Source organism: Chryseobacterium sp. BGA-UO-ETr-SB22 (genome assembly GCF_059567885.1).
The window spans coordinates 3,434,532-3,456,173 of sequence record NZ_JCAQOV010000005.1; the positions used below are offsets into that span (position 1 = coordinate 3,434,532).

18 protein-coding genes and 1 tRNA gene are annotated in these 21,642 nt (G+C 37.4%); all 19 read right to left on the reverse strand.

The annotated features are described in order from the left end of the window. Nucleotides 1-9: 9 nt before the first annotated feature. The 19 genes from AC57AW_RS22980 to AC57AW_RS23070 all read right to left on the reverse strand — a co-directional run bounded on the left by AC57AW_RS22980 (nt 10) and on the right by AC57AW_RS23070 (nt 21,607). Nucleotides 10-357, reverse strand: a complete 348-nt coding sequence (locus AC57AW_RS22980; RefSeq protein WP_496353736.1) for a hypothetical protein — start codon at nt 355-357, stop codon at nt 10-12. A 1-nt stretch (nt 358) separates the two neighbouring features. Next, a complete protein-coding gene (locus AC57AW_RS22985) occupies nt 359-1,201 on the reverse strand; it encodes a DUF5777 family beta-barrel protein (RefSeq protein WP_318846416.1) in 843 nt (280 codons plus the stop codon). A 125-nt stretch (nt 1,202-1,326) separates the two neighbouring features. After that, nucleotides 1,327-1,977, reverse strand: a complete 651-nt coding sequence (locus AC57AW_RS22990) for a Crp/Fnr family transcriptional regulator (RefSeq protein WP_496353737.1) — start codon at nt 1,975-1,977, stop codon at nt 1,327-1,329. Nucleotides 1,978-2,161: 184 nt separating this feature from the next. Next, nucleotides 2,162-2,467: a DUF3467 domain-containing protein gene (locus AC57AW_RS22995; RefSeq protein WP_027375539.1), complete on the reverse strand. Its 306-nt coding sequence runs from the start codon at nt 2,465-2,467 to the stop codon at nt 2,162-2,164. An 87-nt stretch (nt 2,468-2,554) separates the two neighbouring features. Further along, a complete protein-coding gene (rpoC, locus tag AC57AW_RS23000; RefSeq protein WP_318846414.1) occupies nt 2,555-6,820 on the reverse strand; it encodes a DNA-directed RNA polymerase subunit beta' in 4,266 nt (1,421 codons plus the stop codon). An 80-nt stretch (nt 6,821-6,900) separates the two neighbouring features. Next, nucleotides 6,901-10,722, reverse strand: a complete 3,822-nt coding sequence (rpoB, locus tag AC57AW_RS23005) for a DNA-directed RNA polymerase subunit beta (RefSeq protein ID WP_318846413.1) — start codon at nt 10,720-10,722, stop codon at nt 6,901-6,903. Nucleotides 10,723-11,164: 442 nt separating this feature from the next. After that, nucleotides 11,165-13,762 (reverse strand): T9SS type A sorting domain-containing protein, encoded by a 2,598-nt coding sequence (locus AC57AW_RS23010; protein WP_496353738.1) that lies wholly within the window; start codon nt 13,760-13,762, stop codon nt 11,165-11,167. 36 nt (nt 13,763-13,798) lie between these two features. After that, nucleotides 13,799-14,932 carry a phage tail-like protein gene (locus AC57AW_RS23015; protein WP_496353739.1) on the reverse strand — a complete coding sequence of 378 codons (1,134 nt, stop codon included), beginning with the start codon at nt 14,930-14,932 and terminating at the stop codon, nt 13,799-13,801. 131 nt (nt 14,933-15,063) lie between these two features. After that, a complete protein-coding gene (locus AC57AW_RS23020; protein WP_496353740.1) occupies nt 15,064-15,561 on the reverse strand; it encodes a hypothetical protein in 498 nt (165 codons plus the stop codon). Nucleotides 15,562-15,835: 274 nt separating this feature from the next. Further along, nucleotides 15,836-16,201 (reverse strand): 50S ribosomal protein L7/L12, encoded by a 366-nt coding sequence (rplL, locus tag AC57AW_RS23025; protein ID WP_007845452.1) that lies wholly within the window; start codon nt 16,199-16,201, stop codon nt 15,836-15,838. Nucleotides 16,202-16,247: 46 nt separating this feature from the next. Next, the gene (gene rplJ / locus AC57AW_RS23030) at nt 16,248-16,835 is read right to left on the reverse strand and encodes a 50S ribosomal protein L10 (RefSeq protein WP_149833642.1); all 588 of its coding nucleotides are present in this window, start codon (nt 16,833-16,835) and stop codon (nt 16,248-16,250) included. 17 nt (nt 16,836-16,852) lie between these two features. Continuing rightward, nucleotides 16,853-17,545 (reverse strand): 50S ribosomal protein L1, encoded by a 693-nt coding sequence (rplA, locus tag AC57AW_RS23035; RefSeq protein ID WP_068944773.1) that lies wholly within the window; start codon nt 17,543-17,545, stop codon nt 16,853-16,855. Between the two features lie 11 nt (nt 17,546-17,556). Continuing rightward, nucleotides 17,557-18,000: a 50S ribosomal protein L11 gene (rplK, locus tag AC57AW_RS23040; protein ID WP_047379251.1), complete on the reverse strand. Its 444-nt coding sequence runs from the start codon at nt 17,998-18,000 to the stop codon at nt 17,557-17,559. 340 nt (nt 18,001-18,340) lie between these two features. Next, nucleotides 18,341-19,009, reverse strand: coding sequence for a hypothetical protein (locus AC57AW_RS23045; protein ID WP_496353741.1), 669 nt, complete (start codon nt 19,007-19,009; stop codon nt 18,341-18,343). 6 nt (nt 19,010-19,015) lie between these two features. Further along, nucleotides 19,016-19,663: a hypothetical protein gene (locus tag AC57AW_RS23050; protein ID WP_496353742.1), complete on the reverse strand. Its 648-nt coding sequence runs from the start codon at nt 19,661-19,663 to the stop codon at nt 19,016-19,018. Nucleotides 19,664-19,677: 14 nt separating this feature from the next. Then, the gene (locus AC57AW_RS23055; protein WP_318846407.1) at nt 19,678-20,298 is read right to left on the reverse strand and encodes a hypothetical protein; all 621 of its coding nucleotides are present in this window, start codon (nt 20,296-20,298) and stop codon (nt 19,678-19,680) included. A gap of 457 nt (nt 20,299-20,755) precedes the next feature. Beyond that, entirely contained in the window at nt 20,756-21,298 is a 543-nt protein-coding gene (gene nusG / locus AC57AW_RS23060; RefSeq protein ID WP_105681614.1) for a transcription termination/antitermination protein NusG, read from the reverse strand. Between the two features lie 19 nt (nt 21,299-21,317). Continuing rightward, nucleotides 21,318-21,524, reverse strand: a complete 207-nt coding sequence (gene secE / locus AC57AW_RS23065; RefSeq protein ID WP_045501119.1) for a preprotein translocase subunit SecE — start codon at nt 21,522-21,524, stop codon at nt 21,318-21,320. 12 nt (nt 21,525-21,536) lie between these two features. Then, nucleotides 21,537-21,607, reverse strand: a tRNA-Trp gene (locus AC57AW_RS23070). Nucleotides 21,608-21,642: the final 35 nt, after the last annotated feature.

Sequence of the window (21,642 nt, forward strand, 5' to 3'; positions counted from 1 at the left end):
TCAATTTTTTTAATTTTCATTTAATCCGTCGGCTTTCCATTTTATGAAAATATTGATCTGGGTAGCGGACAACGATCCTCCCTGAGGCATTTTACCGGAATCACCGTTGGGTCTCTGAATACGGTCCAGAATTCCGTCTATGTTATTTTTTACCTGATCGTAAGTAACGAACGGTTTAAAACTTCCCGCAGAATGGCAGCCTATGCAATTATTATCTACAATAGGTTTTACATCTGCTGTATATTTTACAGGTACTGTGATGGGTGTATTATCAGAAATCTCTTCATAAGTTCTGCTGTCACACGCCGTCAGTATGATTGCTGACGACAATATTAATAAGGATGTTAGCTTTTTCATATTAAAAAACTCTATAAAGATTAAACCCAAAGAAAATATGTCCTTTTCCCCATGCTCCTGTGGCATTGGTAAGATATCCGATATCTGAATTTATCTGGGAGTTCGTCAGTAAAAGCTGGAACACGTGTCCTCCTGTTTCTATATCTACCCCCAAAGACAGAGGGTTTTTATAAAAACTGTGATCGTCGAAATTCACAAAATATTCTGCATTCACAGAAACTCTTTTGGAAATTTTGTAGCGTCCTCCCAAACCTGCCAAAAATTGATTTTTGTTTTCAATAGTGGGTTCGTAAAGGTTTTTATGAACAAAGGAAGGAGTAAGCTGCAATGAAAGCTTATCATTGAACCTTCTTGAGATCAATGCCTGTGTAAGATAAGAAAGCCTGTCACTGAATTTAAGGTGTGGATAAGCATCTTTATCCAGTTCAGTATTGGCAGCCATTACATTGTACCCCACAATATCTACCGGAAATTTTTCATTTTGTCTTACCAGCCTGTATTTCACCGCTCCTTCAAACGTTTTCATATTCGTTTCTCTGGAAAGGCTTACGGAGACAGCATCTGAGATACCGTAGACAGCACCCAATTTGGTTGAGGCATGATCCAGACCGAAAAAGTCTTTAAATCCTGCGCTTATATCTCCAAATCTATGGGCCACAATCATGTACCATTCTTTTTTTGCAGCCAGTTTTGTAGATTGTCCCGTAACAATCTGAAGGGCTTTGAAAGCGGGTTGTGAGGTTTCTGTGTTGGTTTTCACCGTGTCAATATCTTTCAGCAGATCTTCCTGTGCAAAGACAAGACCTGAAGAAAATACTGACAAAAATAAGAGAGTTTTCGTCATATACAATTTGAATTAAATTATGATATAACAAACTTATCGAGTTCTCAATTCAAAAACAGGTGATAAAAGTCACCATTGAAATTGTTTTTATCAATGATAGAAATAAACTTTTCAAACAATTAAAATTAGATCATACTAACATTTTCATTTACAGGCACTTTTATTCCTTCTTTGGTTTGAGCAATTTCACCTTCGCTTTCAATTTTTTTCAAAACTCTGCTTACCACTTCCCTGGAAGTTCCCAAACTGCTCGCAATTTCACGGTGGGTGATCTTAATAGGATTGTTTCCTGTGGATGAAATCTGCTGTTTGATATAATTCAGGACTCTTTTATCCAGCCTGTGGAATACTGCATCATTCACCATATTCATCACTTCAGAAAACCTACGGTCATATTCATGATAAAACAGTTTATTGATTTCCGGGAATCTTATCAGCCAATCATGCATTACGGAAACGGGAATAAGAATAGCTTCAGAATCTTCTTCTGCAATAGCATATACCCTGCTGACATAATCTGTGAGAATGGATGAGAATGTCATAAGACAGCTATCTTTGGGTTTAATATAATAATAGATCAGTTCTCTTCCATCATTAAGGGTAAATACCTTGATAGAGCCTTTTATCAAGAAAGGCACAAATTTATTTTTCTGCCCTTCTCTTATGATTTCAGTTTTTGCTTTTATATCAATTGCAACAGCGTGCTTTTCCAGTTCAGATAAAAAATCGGCACCTAAAAAGCCAAATTTACTTACGGCGAACGCATTATCAACCATATCTTATATTTTCTACTTTTTCAAAAACAAAGATATAAAATTGATGTATCGTTACTATAAATTTTTATGTTATTAAAGAAAATTAACAATTAGATAAATTCGATATTCATTTTTTGAGCAAAGTTGAGCACAAAAAATGCCCCGGTAAAAACCAGGGCATCTTTATTTATTGTAAAAAGAAATCTTACGCTTGAACGTTGTTTCCTCCTAATACGAAAGGCTCAACTTCTTTGATTTCTCCGAACTGCTGCTCGTAGTTAGCGATGTTCTGTTGAAGAGCGCTTAATACTCTTTTAGCGTGAAGTGGAGCAAGAATAACTCTTGATCTTACTTTAGCTTGCTGAACACCTGGCATCAACTGAATAAAGTCTACTACAAATTCAGATGGAGAGTGGTTTACTAAAGCTAGGTTAGCATAGATACCAGCAGCTACCATTTCGTTTAATTCGATGTTGATGTTTCCGTCTTGTGGATTTTGATTGTTGTCCATTGTTATAAATTATGTTTTTAAAATTCGAAATTTGAGATTGTGAAAATATAAAAATAATTTCAAATCCCAAATTTCAAATCATTAATTTTAGTTAAGGTCTTCGAATTCTTTCTTAGAACCTACAATAACGTTCTGATACTCTTTAAGACCTGTACCTGCAGGGATTCTGTGACCTACAATTACATTTTCTTTAAGACCGTTAAGTTCGTCTACTTTACCAGCAACAGCTGCTTCGTTAAGAACTTTAGTTGTTTCCTGGAACGATGCTGCAGACATGAATGACTTAGTCTGAAGTGCTGCTCTTGTAATACCTTGTAATACAGGAGTTGCTGTAGCAGGAAGAGCTTCTCTTACTTCTACAAGACCTAAATCTTCACGCTTCAACTTAGAGTTTTCATCTCTTAATTCTCTTGCAGTAATCATCTGACCTGGCATAAATTCTTTAGAATCACCAGCTTCTACTACTACTTTAAGACCAAATACTCTGTTGTTTTCTTCTAAGAAATCATACTTGTGCTCAAGAGCTCCTTCAAGGAATTGAGTATCACCTCCATCTACGATAGATACTTTCGTCATCATCTGTCTTACGATAATTTCGAAGTGCTTGTCGTCGATTTTTACCCCTTGTAGACGGTAAACTTCCTGAATCTCATTTACTAAGTATTCCTGAACCGCAGTTGGCCCTTTGATTTTCAGAATGTCGTCCGGAGTAACTGAACCGTCAGAAAGTGGAGAACCAGCTCTTACGAAGTCATTCTCCTGAACCAAGATCTGGTTAGAAAGTTTTACCAAGTAAATTTTTCTTTCTCCAGTTTTTGCTTCTACGATCAATTCACGGTTACCTCTTTTAATTTTTCCGTAAGAAACTACCCCGTCGATTTCAGTAACAACCGCTGGGTTTGAAGGGTTTCTTGCTTCGAATAATTCGGTAACTCTCGGAAGACCTCCGGTGATATCCCCTGTCTTTGCAGCTTTTCTTGGGATCTTGATTAAAACTTTACCTGCTTTAATTTTTTCACCATCGTTTACCATTAAGTGGGCTCCTACCGGTAAGTTGTAAGCTTTCTGCTCAACTCCTTTAGAGTCTACCACCTTCAAGGTAGGTACGGCTTTCTTATTTCTAGATTCAGAGATTACTTTCTCTTCGAATCCTGTTTGTTCGTCAATTTCAAGTTGGAATGAAATACCCTGGATGATATCTTCATATTCTACTTTACCAGCAGTTTCTGCAATGATAACCGCGTTATATGGATCCCACTTACAGATAATATCTCCTTTTTTCACTTTATCACCTGGTTTTACAGATAATATAGCACCGTAAGGTACGTTAGCGATCATTAATGGAGTCTTAGTCTCATTCTCAGCTACCAATCTAAATTCTGTTGTACGTGAAACCACTACTTCTGCAGTGTTACCATTTTCGTCTTCAGAAGTAATTGTTCTTACTTCATCCAATTCAACGATACCGTCTCTTCTAGCAACAATAGATGGGTTTTCGGAAACGTTTGTTGAAACCCCTCCCTGGTGGAAAGTTCTCAATGTTAACTGAGTTCCCGGTTCACCAATTGACTGAGCTGCAATTACTCCTACAGCTTCACCCATATGGATCACTTTACCTGTTGCTAAGTTTCTACCATAACATTTTGCACAGATTCCTTTCTTAGCCTCACAAGTTAACGGTGAACGAACTTCAACCGCTTCTAGTCCAGCTTCTTCAATTCTCTTAGCTAATGCTTCGATGATTACCTGATCTGCACTAGCAATTAGCTCATCAGTTTCAGGATCATAGATATTATGAAGAGATACTCTACCTAAGATTCTTTCAGAAATCTTTTCAACGATCTCATCATTTTTCTTAAGTGCAGTAACTTCTGTACCTCTTAGCGTTCCACAGTCGTCTTCTGTAACGATAACGTCCTGTGCAACGTCTACCAATCTTCTCGTTAAGTAACCAGCATCGGCTGTCTTAAGAGCGGTATCCGCAAGACCCTTACGAGCACCGTGGGTAGAGATAAAGTACTCTAGAATCGAAAGACCTTCCTTAAAGTTTGCAAGGATCGGGTTTTCGATAATCTCCGCACCGGTAGAACCAGCTTTTTGCGGTTTTGCCATCAAACCTCTCATCCCTGATAACTGACGGATCTGTTCTTTAGAACCCCTCGCTCCAGAGTCAAGCATCATGTATACAGAATTGAATCCACCTTGGTCAACTTTCATTCTGCTCATGATCATTTCAGTTAATCCAGCGTTGGTGTTTGTCCAAACGTCGATTACCTGGTTATAACGTTCTGTATCTGTAATTAGACCCATGTTATAGTTGGCTCTAATTTCGTCTACTGTTTCAATTGAAGACGCAATCATCTGCTTTTTCTCAACAGGAACTACAATATCCCCAAGTGAGAATGAAAGACCTCCTTTGAATGCATTTGAATACCCTAAGTCTTTCATTGCATCAAGGAACTTCACCGTTGTAGGGAAATCTGTATCAGCAAGGATCTTACCAATAACATTTCTCAATGATTTCTTCGTAAGAAGTTCATTGATATATCCTGACTGTTTAGGTACAATCTGGTTGAATAGAATTCTACCAACAGACGTTTCGATTAATCTTGTTACAATTACTCCCTCTTCTTTAACAGGTAGTCTACATCTTACTTTAGCATTTAAAGATACTCTACCTTCAGCATAAGCGATTTCCGCTTCTTCAGGAGAATAGAATGCAAGACCTTCACCTTTTACTTTCATATCTTCTGTAGAGCTCAGTTCTTTAGTCATGAAATAAAGACCAAGAACCATGTCCTGAGATGGTACTGTAATTGGAGAACCGTTTGCAGGGTTCAAGATGTTTTGAGAACCTAACATCAATAACTGAGCTTCAAGGATTGCTTCTGGTCCTAACGGCAAGTGTACTGCCATCTGGTCACCATCGAAATCGGCATTGAAGGCCGTAGTTACTAATGGGTGTAGCTGGATTGCCTTACCTTCGATCATCTTAGGTTGGAAAGCCTGAATACCCAGTCTGTGAAGCGTAGGTGCTCTGTTCAATAGAACAGGGTGACCTTTCATCACGTTTTCAAGGATATCATAAACTACGGGTTCTTTTCTATCAATAATTCTCTTTGCAGATTTTACCGTTTTTACAATCCCTCTTTCAATTAGTTTTCTAATGATAAACGGTTTGTAAAGTTCAGCTGCCATATCTTTAGGAATACCACATTCGTGAAGCTGTAAGTTTGGACCTACAACAATTACGGAACGCGCAGAGTAATCTACCCTTTTCCCTAGTAAGTTCTGACGGAAACGACCTTGCTTACCTTTCAATGAATCAGAAAGTGATTTCAATGGTCTGTTTGATTCAGATTTTACTGCAGAAGATTTTCTTGTGTTATCGAATAATGAATCTACTGATTCCTGAAGCATACGCTTCTCGTTTCTCAAGATTACTTCAGGAGCTTTGATTTCCAATAATCTCTTCAAACGGTTATTTCTGATAATTACTCTTCTATAAAGGTCATTCAAGTCAGAAGTTGCGAAACGTCCTCCATCCAATGGAACTAATGGTCTTAGTTCTGGTGGGATAACAGGAAGTACACGCATAATCATCCACTCTGGTCTGTTGATCATTCTTGTATTAGCACCTCTCAATGCTTCTACAACGTTCAGTCTTTTAAGAGCTTCTGTTCTTCTTTGCTTAGAACCTTCGTTGTGAGCTTTGTGTCTCAAGTCGAAAGACAATGCATCAAGATCGATTCTTTTTAATAGATCTTCTACAGCTTCAGCACCCATTCTGGCGATGAATTTGTTTGGATCAGAATCATCAAGATATTGGTTTTCCACCGGAAGAGTTTCCATGATATCAAGGTATTCTTCTTCCGTAAGGAATTCCATATTTTCGAAATCAGAACCATCTAATTTTTTAGCAATACCCTGCTGAATCACTACATATCTTTCGTAGTAGATGATCATGTCTAATTTCTTAGAAGGGATTCCTAAAAGGTATCCGATTTTGTTTGGCAATGAACGGAAGTACCAGATATGAGCAATAGGAACAACCAATCCGATATGACCGATTCTTTCTCTTCTTACTTTTTTCTCAGTAACTTCTACACCACAACGGTCACAAACGATCCCTTTGTAACGAATTCTCTTGTATTTACCACAAGCACATTCGTAATCTTTTACAGGACCAAAGATTTTCTCACAGAATAATCCGTCTCTTTCAGGTTTGTGAGTTCTGTAGTTAATAGTTTCCGGTTTTAAAACCTCCCCTCTTGAGTCTTGTAAAATAGACTCCGGTGAAGCTAAACCGATGGTTATTTTATTAAATCTACTTGTTTTATTTTTATTTGACATTTTTTAGATTTTAGATTTTGGATTATAAATTTTGGATAGAATTCTGAACGGGTTCAAAATTCAACAGGCAAAATTTAAAATTATTCCTCAAGTCTTACATCAAGTCCAAGTCCTTGTAACTCGTGAAGTAATACATTGAATGATTCCGGAATACCTGGTTCAGGCATAGATTCACCTTTTGCAATTGCTTCATAAGTTTTTGCTCTACCAATCACGTCATCCGACTTCACAGTCAAGATTTCTCTCAAGATATTGGATGCACCGAATGCTTCAAGTGCCCAAACCTCCATCTCTCCGAATCTCTGACCTCCGAACTGAGCTTTACCTCCTAACGGCTGCTGAGTAATCAATGAGTAAGGTCCAATAGAACGTGCGTGCATCTTATCATCAACCATGTGTCCTAGTTTCAACATGTAAATGATACCTACTGTCGCAGCCTGAGTAAATCTTTCTCCGGTACCACCATCATAAAGGTGAGTGTGACCGAATTTAGGTACCCCTGCTTTCTCTGTATATTCAGTAATCTGATCAAGAGTAGCTCCGTCAAAGATTGGTGTAGCGAACTTCATTCCCAGTTTCTGACCAGCCCATCCAAGAACTGTTTCGTAGATCTGACCGATGTTCATACGAGAAGGTACCCCTAGTGGATTCAATACGATATCTACTGGTGTTCCATCTTCTAAGAACGGCATGTCTTCTTCACGAACGATTCTTGAAACGATACCTTTGTTACCGTGACGTCCCGCCATCTTATCTCCTACATTCAGTTTACGTTTCTTAGCGATGTAAACTTTAGCCAACTTCATGATCCCTGCTGGAAGCTCATCTCCGATTGAAATTGCAAATTTCTCACGGTTTTTAACTCCTTGGATGTCGTTATATTTGATTTTGTAGTTGTGAATTAATTGTTTGATCAATTCATTCTTGTCAGCGTCAACTGTCCAGTCTGCACCACTAACGTTTACATAATCTTCAACTGAAGTTAATAACTTGTGAGTAAATTTCACACCTTTACCGATGATTTCTTCGTCAAGGTCATTTTGTACCCCTTGAGAAGTTTTACCGCTTACCAGTGTATTTAATTTTTCAATTAAAGTATTTCTCAACTCGTCAAATTTAGCCTTGTAAGTGTTTTCAATTTCTTCAAGTCTAAGTTTTTCTTCAGTTCTTTTCTTTTTGTCTTTAATGTTTCTAGAGAACAATTTCTTGTTGATAACAACTCCTCTTAATGAAGAGTCAGCTTTTAATGATGCATCTTTTACATCACCAGCTTTATCACCGAAGATTGCTCTAAGAAGTTTTTCTTCAGGAGTCGGGTCAGATTCACCTTTTGGAGTAATTTTACCAATCATGATATCTCCAGGCTTCACTTCAGCACCGATTCTGATCATACCGTTCTCGTCAAGATCTTTGGTAGCTTCTTCAGATACGTTTGGAATATCTGCTGTAAGCTCTTCCATACCTAATTTGGTATCACGAACTTCAAGAGAATATTCATCTACGTGGATTGAAGTAAACCAGTCTTCACGTACAACTTTTTCGTTGATTACGATTGCATCCTCGAAGTTGTACCCTTTCCAAGGCATGAACGCTACCACTAAGTTTCTACCAAGAGCTAATTCTCCTTTTTCAGTAGCATAACCGTCGCAAAGTACCTGTCCTTTCTCCACTACATCACCTACTCTTACGTTTGGTCTTAGGGTAATTGTTGTACTCTGGTTCGTTTTTCTAAACTTAGTAAGTTTGTATGTTTTAGTAGCAGACTCGAATTGTACTAAATCTTCGTCTTCGCTTCTTTCATATTTAATGATAATTCTGTCAGCATCTACGTACTCTACAGTACCTGTACCTTCAGCGTTAATTAAGATTCTTGAATCTCTTGCAACTTGCTGCTCAAGCCCTGTACCAACGATTGGAGCCTGTGGCTTCAATAGAGGAACGGCCTGACGCATCATGTTAGATCCCATCAATGCACGGTTCGCATCATCATGTTCCAAGAATGGAATCAATGAAGCAGAAATACCTGAGATCTGGTTTGGAGCTACATCGATAAGGTTTACCTGAGCAGGCTCCACCACCGGATAGTCACCATCCAATCTTGCGATAATTCTGTCTGTTAAGAAATCTCCGTTATCACTCAATTCAACGTTTGCCTGAGCAATTACTTTGTCTTCTTCATCTTCAGCATTTAAGTAAATAGGATCAGCGTTAAGATCAATCTTACCACTTTCTACTTTTCTATATGGAGTTTCGATGAAACCAAGGTTGTTGATTTTTGCATAGATCCCTAGAGATGAAATCAAACCGATGTTTGGTCCTTCCGGAGTTTCAATCGGACAAATTCTTCCGTAGTGAGTATGGTGAACGTCACGAACCTCGAAACCTGCTCTTTCTCTTGATAAACCACCAGGCCCTAGTGCAGAAAGTCTACGCTTGTGCGTGATTTCTGATAGCGGGTTGGTCTGGTCCATGAACTGAGAAAGCTGGTTGGTACCGAAGAATGAGTTAATTACAGATGTTAATGTCTTAGCATTTACAAGGTCAAGCGGAGTAAAGATTTCGTTATCTCTAACGTTCATTCTTTCCTTGATTGTTCTTGCAATTCTTGAAAGACCTACACCGAACTGTCCTGCCAATTGCTCACCAACAGTTTTAATTCTTCTGTTTGATAAGTGGTCAATATCATCAACATCAGTTTTTGAGTTTACTAACTCAATTAAGTGTCTTACAATTGCAATAATATCTTCTTTTGTAAGAACTTCAGTTGTAGTTGGGATATTTAGACTTAATTTTTTATTTAATCTGTAACGTCCTACTTCACCTAAAGAGTATCTCTGCTCAGAGAAGAATAATTTTTCAATGATTCCTCTTGCAGTTTCCTCATCTGGTGGATCTGCATTTCTTAACTGACGATAAATATACTCTACTGCTTCTTTTTCAGAGTTAGTAGGGTCTTTTTGTAATGTATTCTGGATGATAGAGAATTCGTTACTGTTTTCTTTGTGAATCAGGATTGATTTCACACCAGCATCCAGGATAAGATCTAAGTGTTCTTTTTCAAGGATTGTTTCTCTATCCAAGATGATCTCGTTTCTTTCGATAGAAACTACTTCACCTGTATCTTCGTCTACGAAATCTTCGAACCAAGTGTTCAATACTCTCGCAGCCAATGTTCTCCCTTCTACTTTTTTAAGGGCTGCTTTAGAAACTTTCACTTCTTCCGCAAGGTCGAAGATCTGAAGGATATCTTTATCAGATTCAAATCCGATAGCTCTTAATAAAGTTGTTAATGGTAATTTTTTCTTACGGTCGATATACGCGTACATTACGCTGTTGATATCAGTTGTAAATTCCATCCAAGATCCTTTGAAAGGGATAATTCTTGAATAGTAAAGTTTGGTTCCATTCGCATGGTAAGTCTGTCCGAAGAATACACCAGGTGAACGGTGAAGCTGCGTAACGATAACCCTCTCAGCACCGTTGATGATGAAAGAACCACTTGGCGTCATATAAGGAACCGGACCTAAATATACATCCTGAACCACTGTTTGGAAATCTTCGTGTTCCGGGTCAGTACAATACAATTTAAGTCTAGCTTTTAGAGGAACTGAATAAGTAAGTCCTCTTTCCACACACTCATCGATTGAATAACGTGGAGAATCTACCAGATAGTCAAGGAATTCTAATACGAATTGGTTTCTTGAATCCGTAATTGGGAAATTCTCTTGGAAAGTCTTGTAAAGAGCTTCTGTCTTTCTGGCTTCAGGAAGTGTATCAAGCTGGAAAAATTCTCTGAAAGACTCAATTTGGATATCCAAAAAGTCTGGAGTGATGATTTTTCCTTTCGCTGATGAGAAATTAATTCTCGGATTTCCTTGAGTTGTTGATTTTGTTTTACTCATAAAACTTTTAAGAAAGGGTTAAAAAATATTTTGATTCATTAAAAAAATATCAGAAAAGAACAAGAAACAAGGTAAAAGTAAAAGGTAAAAGTGTTTTTGGCGCTCACAGAAGACCTTAAGGCTCTTTTAACTTTGCACTTGGCTCTTTCTAACTGCAACACTGGTATATCTTTTCACAGTGTAATGCAAAATATTTTTATTACTTTTGAGGCTGTATTACCGCAATATCTACATATACGAAATCCCCTTCATGTTTTCACAATGAAAGAGTTGATTTTCAGTATTTTATAAATTTACAAACAATTTTTCGCGCCAAAAGAGGGGCAAAGATACAAAAAGTTATCCACAATAACAAATAAATCACCTCATTTCGAGGCTCTTAAAAACAAGAGAGGCTGCCCAAATATGAGCAACCCCTCCACAACACAAGCTAATCTTATGACTATTTCACAATAACCTTATAAGATTGTATTTTTGATTTGGTTTCTATTTTAATAATATAAACTCCTGTAGGAAGTGAAGATGTATCAATACCGGTATTGGCATTAAATTTATCTGTCTTAATCACCTGTCCCTGTGCTGAGAACAGTGTATACACTCCTTCTTCTGCGGATGTAATTCTAAGATTTTCTCCTGCTTTTACAGGGTTTGGATATACTTTCACATCATTTGCTGCAGCAGCAATTTCCGAAGTTGTGATTTTTGCAGCAGTTTTGGATGCATTCTTCAATAAGGACGCATAAGGTGAAAGCGGAGAATTCGGAGAACCTCTTTTCACAAGGTCTGTATCTACAACAGCCTGAATACCATCTTTGTCTTTATCGTTGATTGTAGAAATGAATCCACCGCCTAATGTATCAAGGTTACCTTTCCCAATCTGATAAAGGTCAAGATCTGAACCATTGGAAGTAATATCCAGAAAGTCCGGTTTATCATCCCCATCTGTATTTTTAACTGTATATTTCAGAACTCCTGAGTCAGGTGAAGTTTCCAAAATATCAGCGATACCGTTTTTACCTACCGGAACATTAGCATCGATAACACCATTATGGTCTGTATCAATCTGATTAATTACTGACGTTGGAATTCCTGACTCAAACAGATCTAAGATACCATCGTTATCAGAATCAAGGTCAAGATAATTCGGAACTGAATCTCCCAATACCGGTGTCAACAGAATATCTCCTTCGTTATCATCATCCTGGAATTTTCCATTTTTATCAAAATCTTCTACAGCATCAAGAATACCGTCGTTATCAGAATCCAGATCACAAGCATCTACAATACCATCTCCGTCTGTATCCAGTGCAGGAGATTTGTCATTTACTTCCGTACAGCCTTCTGCACAGTCAGGAATTCCGTTTCCGTTATTATCTATGCTGTCATCCCCTCCAGGGCAACGGTCGAAACAGTTTGGAACTCCATCGTTATCATCATCTCTGCTCGCAAAAGCATTATAGATGTAATAGTTCTGAGGAATACGAACCGCAGTTCCGCTGTTGAATGTAATTTTAATACGGTTGAAAGGCTTTGTAGCTTTTCCTCCGACATAGAATTTATTTGAATTCGTAGTGAAGAAGTTTCCGCTGATCAAACTTCCTGAGCTTGTAAAGGTATCTGTCAAAGTATTTCCGTTGTACAATGTCACCGTGATATTTTCCAGAACACTTACCCCAAGAAGGTTTCCTGCTTTTTCTACAGTAAACCCAGCCATCGTATTCACAGGAAGTACACTCGCAGTACTTACCGTTGCATATGCTGAGAAAATACTAAGAAAAGATGCTGCCGGAACAGTAGCCGTTGCGTAATTAGATGGATTGTTATCCACAATCGCTTCCGGATTGATCATCTTCGCTAAAATAAGACCAAGGAATCCAGGACCTGATGTCCATGAAGTACCTGTTACCAGATTTCCCGGTACAGCAGAACCACTTGTCTGAATTTTATCATCACATTCACAAGAAACAGGTTCTTCAAAAGCATAGTAAACTTTTAAAGCTCCTAAATTAAATCCTACTGTCTGGGTAATTTTTAATCTTACTTCATTGAAAGGCTTAGTAGTCGTTAAGGTAACCTTCTGTTTTCCTGAACCAAATCCCAATACTTTAATGTTAATCAAACCTCCTCCGTCAGAAAGCTGTTTTGAATCCTGAAGCTGACCGTAAAGGTAAGTTTCTATTGTAATATTCTTTAAAAACTCAGCACTTAACAGCTTCCCCTGATCATCCGGTTCAATAACAAAACCTGTTCTGTTACCTGCAGGATACACCTGATTTTTATCAAGAACTCCTACTGAATAAGATCCCAGTAATCCGATTGGAAGGACTATTGATCCGTAAGAGTTTTTATTTCCATCTCCAATTCTTTCTTTATTCTGAACATAAGAAAGCGGAGCCAGGAAACTGCTGCTTCCGGATACATTTCCGTCAACACCGCTTCCTGCAATGATATCATCACAAATACCATTATTTTCTGTAGGTACTTTTGCAGGATCAAATGCAAATGCATAATACACATTCATAGCACTGAACACAGAAAGAACATTGGTTTGATATAGTCTTACTTCATCAAATTCTTTTGAAGTTTTAAAGTGCAGGAATATCCTGTTCTTACTTCCTCCGAATGCAGGAACCGATAAAAGTGTACTGCTGGTAGTTGTCTCCTGAAGAACACCATTTTTATACGTACTGATTCGCAAAGAACTCAAAAGATCAACAGTAATAAAACTCGTCCCAAGATCTACATTGAATCCGGTAATATATCCCGCAGGATAGGTTGTATTTTTATTCTTTACTGAGATTCCGTTTCCACTTAACAGGGAGGCGAAATTCCCCATACTTACGCTGTTATCAAGGCTTGCATCCACCACCGGATTCATGCTTCCGTTATAACATGCTAGACAAATCCCTGAATTGTTGACAGGTTTTGCCTCTACTCCCATCCCACGGATAGGTTCATAGCCCTGCTGCGCAAATACTGCCACTGACATCATCAATGTCATAAGCATCGCAGCTAACTTTTCGAATAATTTTCTGGTCATTTTTTATTTTTTTAAGGTTTGTGTCTATTTTATGAATTAGTAAAGCGCTTTCCAGTTAGTCCCATTACAACCTTCATGCACTTTAGCGGTTGTATTATATCGGATTGCACCTTCCTCTGCTGCTGAACATGCTGCGTTGGCACCGGAAGCAATTCCTTTCATCTGAATAGCGGCACCTGTAGCTGTTGCCGCAGTAGGTGTCATATTGATTCCTAATATTGTATCTGTTCCGTTGTTTTTATTGAAGAAAATATGTTGTTTATTGGCATAAACCATCTGCCCTGCTGCTGCCTGGCCTGAAAATCCAATTGCAAAAGCTTCTGTACCGGTGGCTGTATTGGCAGAACCAACAGCAATATTATTCAATGATGTTGTATTTCCGCTTCCGATAGCAATCCCACCGCTGTTGGTATGATTGTTTCCAACAGTCAGTCCTGTGAGTCCTGTTACGGTGTTCAGGTTTCCAAATACTAAATTATTAGGTCCGGTAGCATTGTTGGTGTTTCCTATCACCTTAGCTCCATTATTTGCGGTATTCCCCATTCCGATAGCTACAGCGAGAAAATTACCCTGCGCAGAAACCGAGTTGTCTTTTCCCAATGCAATATTTGAAGAAGTACTGTTGGTAAGAATATTATTGGACCCCCAAGTAAACGAAGCATAAGGACCTGTTGCAGAATTGGAATTTCCACCCTGCAGGGTTCCGTTAGTATCTAATATTCCTTTTACATTTTTCTGAGTAGCCAGAACTAAATTCTGACCGTCATTTGTACCTAAGTAATTCCCGGCACCAATATCTGTTCCTAATGTGGCTGTTGCCGCTGTTGTACCAGCATTTCCTGCTGTACGCCAGTTTCCACTTAAATTACCCCATTTGGTACCATCAAAATAATAGTACCCTGGTGATACAACATCAACGGTCTGCCCGGAAGGTGTAGTTTCGGCTGCTGTAATATAAACTATAGCCCCTGTTTGGGCTGCAGTATAGCTTTTAGCTCTCAGTTGTACTCCTGTAAGTCTTGGAGCAATCACGCCATCAAGTTTACTGGCATTGGAAGGTGATCCTACGATATCAAAGGTTGCCTGAGCCTGTCCGGTATTAATCCCAACCTGTGCTGATAGTGATACACCAATTGATAAAAGAGCGATGGTGAATAATCTGTTTTTCATGTCTAATGATATTTGCTGTTTTTTTTATGTATGTGTGTGTTTTTGAAAAGGCAATTCCCGGGCATTCTCATTCAAATAATAAATGAAATAACAGATAGTACTGTAAGAAAGCGCTTAAATTGTACGAAATATTATAGGATAAAAGAATGGATTAATTTATCAGGAATTTTAATGATAAACTTAAAACCGTCAACAAGCTTAAATGAGTTGACATAGAATTTTCGGACTTCATTAAATATCAGGGAAATATTTTCTTTGTAGTTCAGATACGAATAAGTCCACTTACTCCAACCAGCAACAAATTTGATATCTCTAAAGAAGAATAACTGAAGGTTGTCATTATTTAAAAAAGAAAGATTGTTTTGTAATCTATTGCAATAGAATGCAAAAGTTTCATTCTGAACAGCAGATATTTTATGTACAGCTGCCACGCCATTTCCTGCTTCAGACAGATGAACTGAAAGATCAGCCAAATATTGCTGCGGGTGATTATTTATATCTGTACAATAGAGTAATTGAGTTTTACTCATTGTTACAGGTATAAACTTAGCGTTTAATTTTCCTACAGCCGCCAGAAGCAGCAAAAGTGTAATCTTGTGGCCGTAAGAAAGAAAATAATTTCTATCCAATTATGTTGTGTTTTTTTCGGTACAAATATAATATTTTTTCAACCAAAACAACACTTTATTAATTTAAATATAAACAAAACAACCAAATTGCGAAATAAAAATAAAATATTATGTTAATTATTATTAAATAAATAATCATAATAAAATATAAAGAAAAAAGGATTAATAATATTCAAATACTATTATGAAATAACGTACACGTTTACAAAGACTTGCATACAAAAAAAAGAGTCCGGGCAATGCCCGGACTCCTATATTTATAATAAAATTGAAATTATTTCAATTCTACTTCAGCACCAGCTTCTTCTAATTGCTTCTTAAGAGCTTCAGCTTCGTCTTTAGAGATACCAGTTTTGATTGGAGCAGGAGCACCATCTACGATATCTTTAGCTTCTTTAAGACCAGCACCAGTTAAATCTTTTACTAATTTAACGATAGCTAATTTAGAAGCACCTGCAGACTTAAGAATTACGTCGAATTCAGTTTTTTCTTCAGCAGCTTCTCCACCACCTGCAGCAACAACTACAGCAGCAGCAGCTGGCTCAATTCCGTACTCATCCTTAAGGATAGTTGCTAATTCGTTTACGTCTTTTACTGTTAAGTTTACTAGCGTTTCAGCTAAATTTTTTAAATCTGACATTGTTGTAATGTTTTTGTTGATTATTTATTTAATTTCTTGAGTGTAATTATTCAGCACTTGTTTCTTCAGTGCTTTCTGCAGCAGCTTCAGGAGCTTCAGCAGGAGTTTCTTCTACAGCAGGAGCAGCAGCTTCTTCAGCTTTAGCTTCTACAGTTTCAGATTTGTTTTGAAGAGCAGAAACAACTCTTTGAATTGGAGATTGAAGTAATCCAATGATTTCTCCGATCATTTCTTCTCTAGACTTGATGTTAGCAAGTGCAGATAAGTTTTCGTCTCCAACGTAGAAAGTTTCCTGAACAAAAGCAGACTTTAAAGCTGGCTTTTCTTCTTTCTTTCTGAACCCTTGGATTAATTTTGCTGGACCGTTTGCAGTCTCAGAAATCATTAATGCAGAGTTTCCTTTAAAAGTCTGGAACATTTCAGAGTAATCTACTCCTTCAATCTGCTCCATTGCTTTTTGTAAAAGTGTATTTTTTACCACTTTCACTTTGATATTTTGTTTGAAAGCCTGTCTTCTGAATTCTGAAGACTTCGCAGCGTTCAAACCGTCTAGATCTGCTACGTATACTACTTTTGCATCCTGAAGCAAGTCTTTGATCTCTTGTATTGCTACAACTTTTTGGTCTTTTGTCATTGTCTTAAGGATTTATATTAGTTAACAGATTTAGTATCGATTGCAATACCAGGGCTCATTGTAGAAGACAAGTAAATGCTTTTTACATACGTTCCTTTAGCAGCAGTTGGCTTCATTTTGATCAATGTAGAGATCAATTCCTGCGCATTTTCTTTGATCTTAGCAGCATCGAAAGATACTTTACCAATACCAGCGTGGATGATACCATACTTGTCTACTTTGAAATCAATTTTACCTGCTTTCACTTCAGTTACTGCTTTACCAATTTCCATTGTTACAGTTCCTGATTTAGGGTTTGGCATTAAACCTCTTGGTCCTAATACTCTACCTAATGGACCTAATTTACCCATTACAGCTGGCATAGTAACGATAACGTCAACATCTGTCCAACCTTCTTTGATTTTTTGTAAATATTCGTCAAGACCTACATAATCAGCACCAGCAGCTTTAGCTTCTGCTTCTTTATCTGGAGTTACAAGAGCTAATACTTTAACATCTTTACCAGTACCGTGAGGAAGAGATACAACACCTCTTACCATTTGGTTTGCTTTTCTTGGGTCTACACCTAATCTTACAGCGATATCTACAGAAGCATCAAACTTTGCAGTGTTCACCTCCTTTACAAGAGCTGAACCTTCTTCAAGGTTATAGATTCTTCCTTTTTCTACTTTGCTTAAAGCTTCCTTTTGCTTTTTTGTTAATTTTGCCATTTCTTTAAGTTTTAAGCGTTAGTTGGTTTAGTTCCTGTTACTCTTAATCCCATAGATCTAGCAGTACCTGCAACCATAGAAAGAGCAGAGTCTGTTGTAAAACAGTTAAGATCCGCCATTTTATCTTCAGCGATTTTCTTTACTTGTTCCCAAGTTACAGAACCTACTTTGTTTCTGTTTGGTTCACCAGAACCTCCCTTGATCTTAGCTGCATCCATTAACTGGATTGCTGCAGGTGGAGTTTTAATAACGAATTCAAAAGATTTGTCTTCGTATACTGTAATTACTACAGGTAAAACTTGCCCTGGCTTATCTTGGGTTCTTCCGTTAAATTGCTTACAAAACTCCATGATGTTCACACCTGCAGAACCCAATGCTGGACCTACTGGTGGAGAAGGGTTAGCTGCGCCACCTTTCACCTGAAGTTTTACCATTTTAAAGACTTTCTTAGCCATTGTTTGTTTTTTAAATTTGAATAATTAATGAGTTTGGAAGCATTTATTATTCAGTAGGTTATGCACTCACATAACAATAAACCTACTTTTTGGACTGCAAAAGTATAAAATATTTTTGAAATAGCAAACGGAAATTGCTGATTTTTAAAAAGTTTTAAAAAAATAGTTGAGTTCCCGAAATTATTTTTTCAGATCAACTTTTGCAATGTCCTCTTTCAAGAGGATTTTGAAATATAATGTAAATTACTTCCACTCGATTTTAAAAAGAAGATCTTATAACAAATAAAAAAGAAGAACATATACCTGCTCTTCTTTTTTATTTATAGAATTCAAAGACCTGCTAAAAACCGGATGGCTTGGTAATCGTTTGGGTAGAACCATTATTCCCTCCAAGATCAGCATTAACATCACTGATATTTTGTTTTGTAATCAACCTTCTGTAAGCCATCAGATAGAGATCTACCGTAAAATTATTGTAGTTTCTTGATGGATTGGATGAATTTACAGCAATAATTCTGCTGTCTGTAAATCTTGCTCTTATATGCCATGTCCCGTTACTTTTGAATGCCACCACATCAGGGGATCCCTGTTTGTTGTCATTAACACCGTTATCACCATAATCAAGCATCACATTGGTATTTCCATCATTCATTTTGAATGAATAGTTATGAAGGACAACCAAAAAGTTATTTGCATCAATTTTGGTATCATAATCTGTAATCCCTGCACCTGATATTCCAGTAAGGCTAAGCTTAAGATAATTGAACAGTCCGCTGCTTTCCAAAGCCGGATCATACAATTGTAAACCATTTTGCGAAGTTGCTAAAAAGCTCCCTCCGGTCATGGTAGGCTCTCCCGGATTTCTCAGATATAAAGAATTCGTATATGTTTTTCCGTTAACATCAAGTGTTTCTGTAGGATTAGCAGTGTTCACCCCTACATTTCCTTTCTGAGCGTTCAAAAATATCCCCAGACACATGATTATTGTGATATAAATTTTTCTTTTCATATTTTTTTATTGAAGCCCTAGAGGCGTATTGGTTGATACTCCCGAATAACCCGGTGAAGCAGATGCTGAAACAGAACCGTTGAAAGTTCCCCAGTCTTTAACTAATGATTTTTCAAAGACATTCAGGGTAAGAGTCCATGTTCCATTTTGAGAGGAAACGGTACCGGCTCCTTTAAAGCTCAAATTAATTGCATGATAATTTTTACCTCCACTTGCTACCTGAGTAACTTCAGTAGAATAAGAACCATATGATTTTGGATTCGTCGTCGTATTAGCCGCTGATACCGCTCCTGTAAAAACAGCACCTGTAATTGCCACAACATATTTACTTACATCTAATCCTGTATTGAGATTTACCACTTCATCCTGTCTCACATTTTTCAATACAATATTATACATATTCACAGGGGCTACATTACGGAGCGATATGTCCAACAGCTTTACCTTACCTACTGGTGAAGTATCTTTTGAACGGGTAAGAAGAAGATAGTTTCCGCTTGCCTTCGTATTCTCAGTATCTATTAAATAGGACTCTACCAATGTTTCTCCTTCAACATCGAGAGTTCCTTTAGGGGTATTAGTGTTAATTCCAACTTGTGCATTAATGCTTAAAGCAGCAAACCCTGTAAAGAGTATCGCAATAATTTTTTTCATAACGTATTTGTCTTTTATTGAATTAATGGAGCTGCTGCAGCACCTGTTGTAGAAGCATTAAGGCTTTGTGTAGAATTAAAATCTTTGGCATAAGATCTGTCAAATACCAGCAAATTCAGAGTCCAAACTCCTGTAGGAAAAGAAGCATCCGGAGAGAATCCCTGGTAATCTGCTTTAAGTTTCCATGTACCTCCTGTAGAATAAGCAAAAATCTGAGGTACTGGTGTAAGCCAATCCGCAGAAAAAGTTCTTGTAGGCTGTGTAAATCCAAAAGAAGAAATTACCACCAAAAACTTATTAGAATTGATCTTTGTGTCAAACTGATTTACCCAATCCTTGTCTGAAGGATCACATGTAATTTTAAATTGAACAAGATTAATTGGTGCCGGAGAGTTGGGTACAAAGGTGTCATTGTACGCTGTAATTTTGTTTTCCGGCGCTGGAGATTTGATAATGAAAGTGTAATTCTCGTCCGCTTTCAATTTCTCCATCGGTTGCTTGAAGACCATTCCGGATGTCTTCATTGTACCGTTCACGGTAAGTTCTTTTTCCGGTTTTGCAGTATTGATACCAACCTGCGCACTCGCAAGTACAGATGTACCCACCAGAATGACCATCGAAATAATTTTTGTCATGGGGTTATGTGTTTATATAAAGCTTGTGTTTTGAATAGCTAATCCAGATTTTACATTTTTTAGTTGAAAAACATAAAAATGGCCATACGCCTGTAATCAGTGTATGAAATAAAAAAAATAAAATTTATGGATTAGTTAACAGCTTGTTTGCAAGAACTATGCCATCTGAAGGTGAATTAAAAATTAAAAAAAGAACTTTGGTACAGAAAAATAATTATAATCTCCCGATAGTGATAATTGAATTGAAGTAAATACCTTATAGAAGTAGTCAACAGGAAATCTGTATTTTAGAAGAGTAAATAATGCAATCTGGAAAATATTGAGATCTACTATTCAATGCGCATTATATATCTTCTATTAAGATATTCCCTGGCAACGAGCCAACATTTATAAGCTGAGGATATAAAAGCAAAAAGACCGCTTAATAGCAGTCTTTTTATATTTTTGTAAGTAATTGTTATACTTTTTCTACTTGCATGTAGCTAAGTTCCATTGGAGTTTTTCTACCGAAGATCAATACAGAAACTTCAATTTTCTTTTTGTCCTCAAGAATCTTCTCAACTGTACCATTGAATCCATTGAAAGGTCCATCAATTACTTTCACGTTTTCACCTACTACGTAAGGAATCTCAACATCGCTTGCGAATTCTGAAAGCTCATCCATTCTTCCAAGCATTCTGTTAACCTCTGATTTTCTCATTGGAACAGGATCTCCTCCTTTTGTTAAACTTAAGAAAGAAATAACTCCAGGGATATTTTTGATAGCGTGAGGAATCTCTCCCATCAGATCAGCTTCAATCATCAAGTATCCAGGGTAGTAAGGTCTCTCTTTAGGAACTTTTTTTCCGTTTCTAATTTGAATCACCTTTTCCATAGGAATAACCACTTGAGTAACGTACTGCTCAAACCCTAAACGCTTGATTTCTGTCTCAATATAGTTTTTCACTTTATTTTCCTGTCCGCTGATTGCTTTCAGCACATACCATTTCAATTCGCTCATTATGGGAAAATACTTTTAATTAATTGAACAAGTTGATTAGCATTCCAATGATGTTGCTGATTGATTTAGAAAACAATTCATCAACTCCAAAAGTAAATAATGCCAGAATCACTGTCGCAATAGTCACTACAATAGTAGATGACTGAAGGTCAGCCCACTTTGGCCATTCAACTTTATGTCTGAATTCGTTATAAGAACCTTTTAAAAAATCGACAAATGAACTCATAATTTATATTTGCACGGGCACAAGGATTCGAACCCTGATCAACGGTTTTGGAGACCGGTATCCTACCATTGGACGATGCCCGTAGATAAAAAGCTTCCGAGAGTTTCCTTTCGGAAGC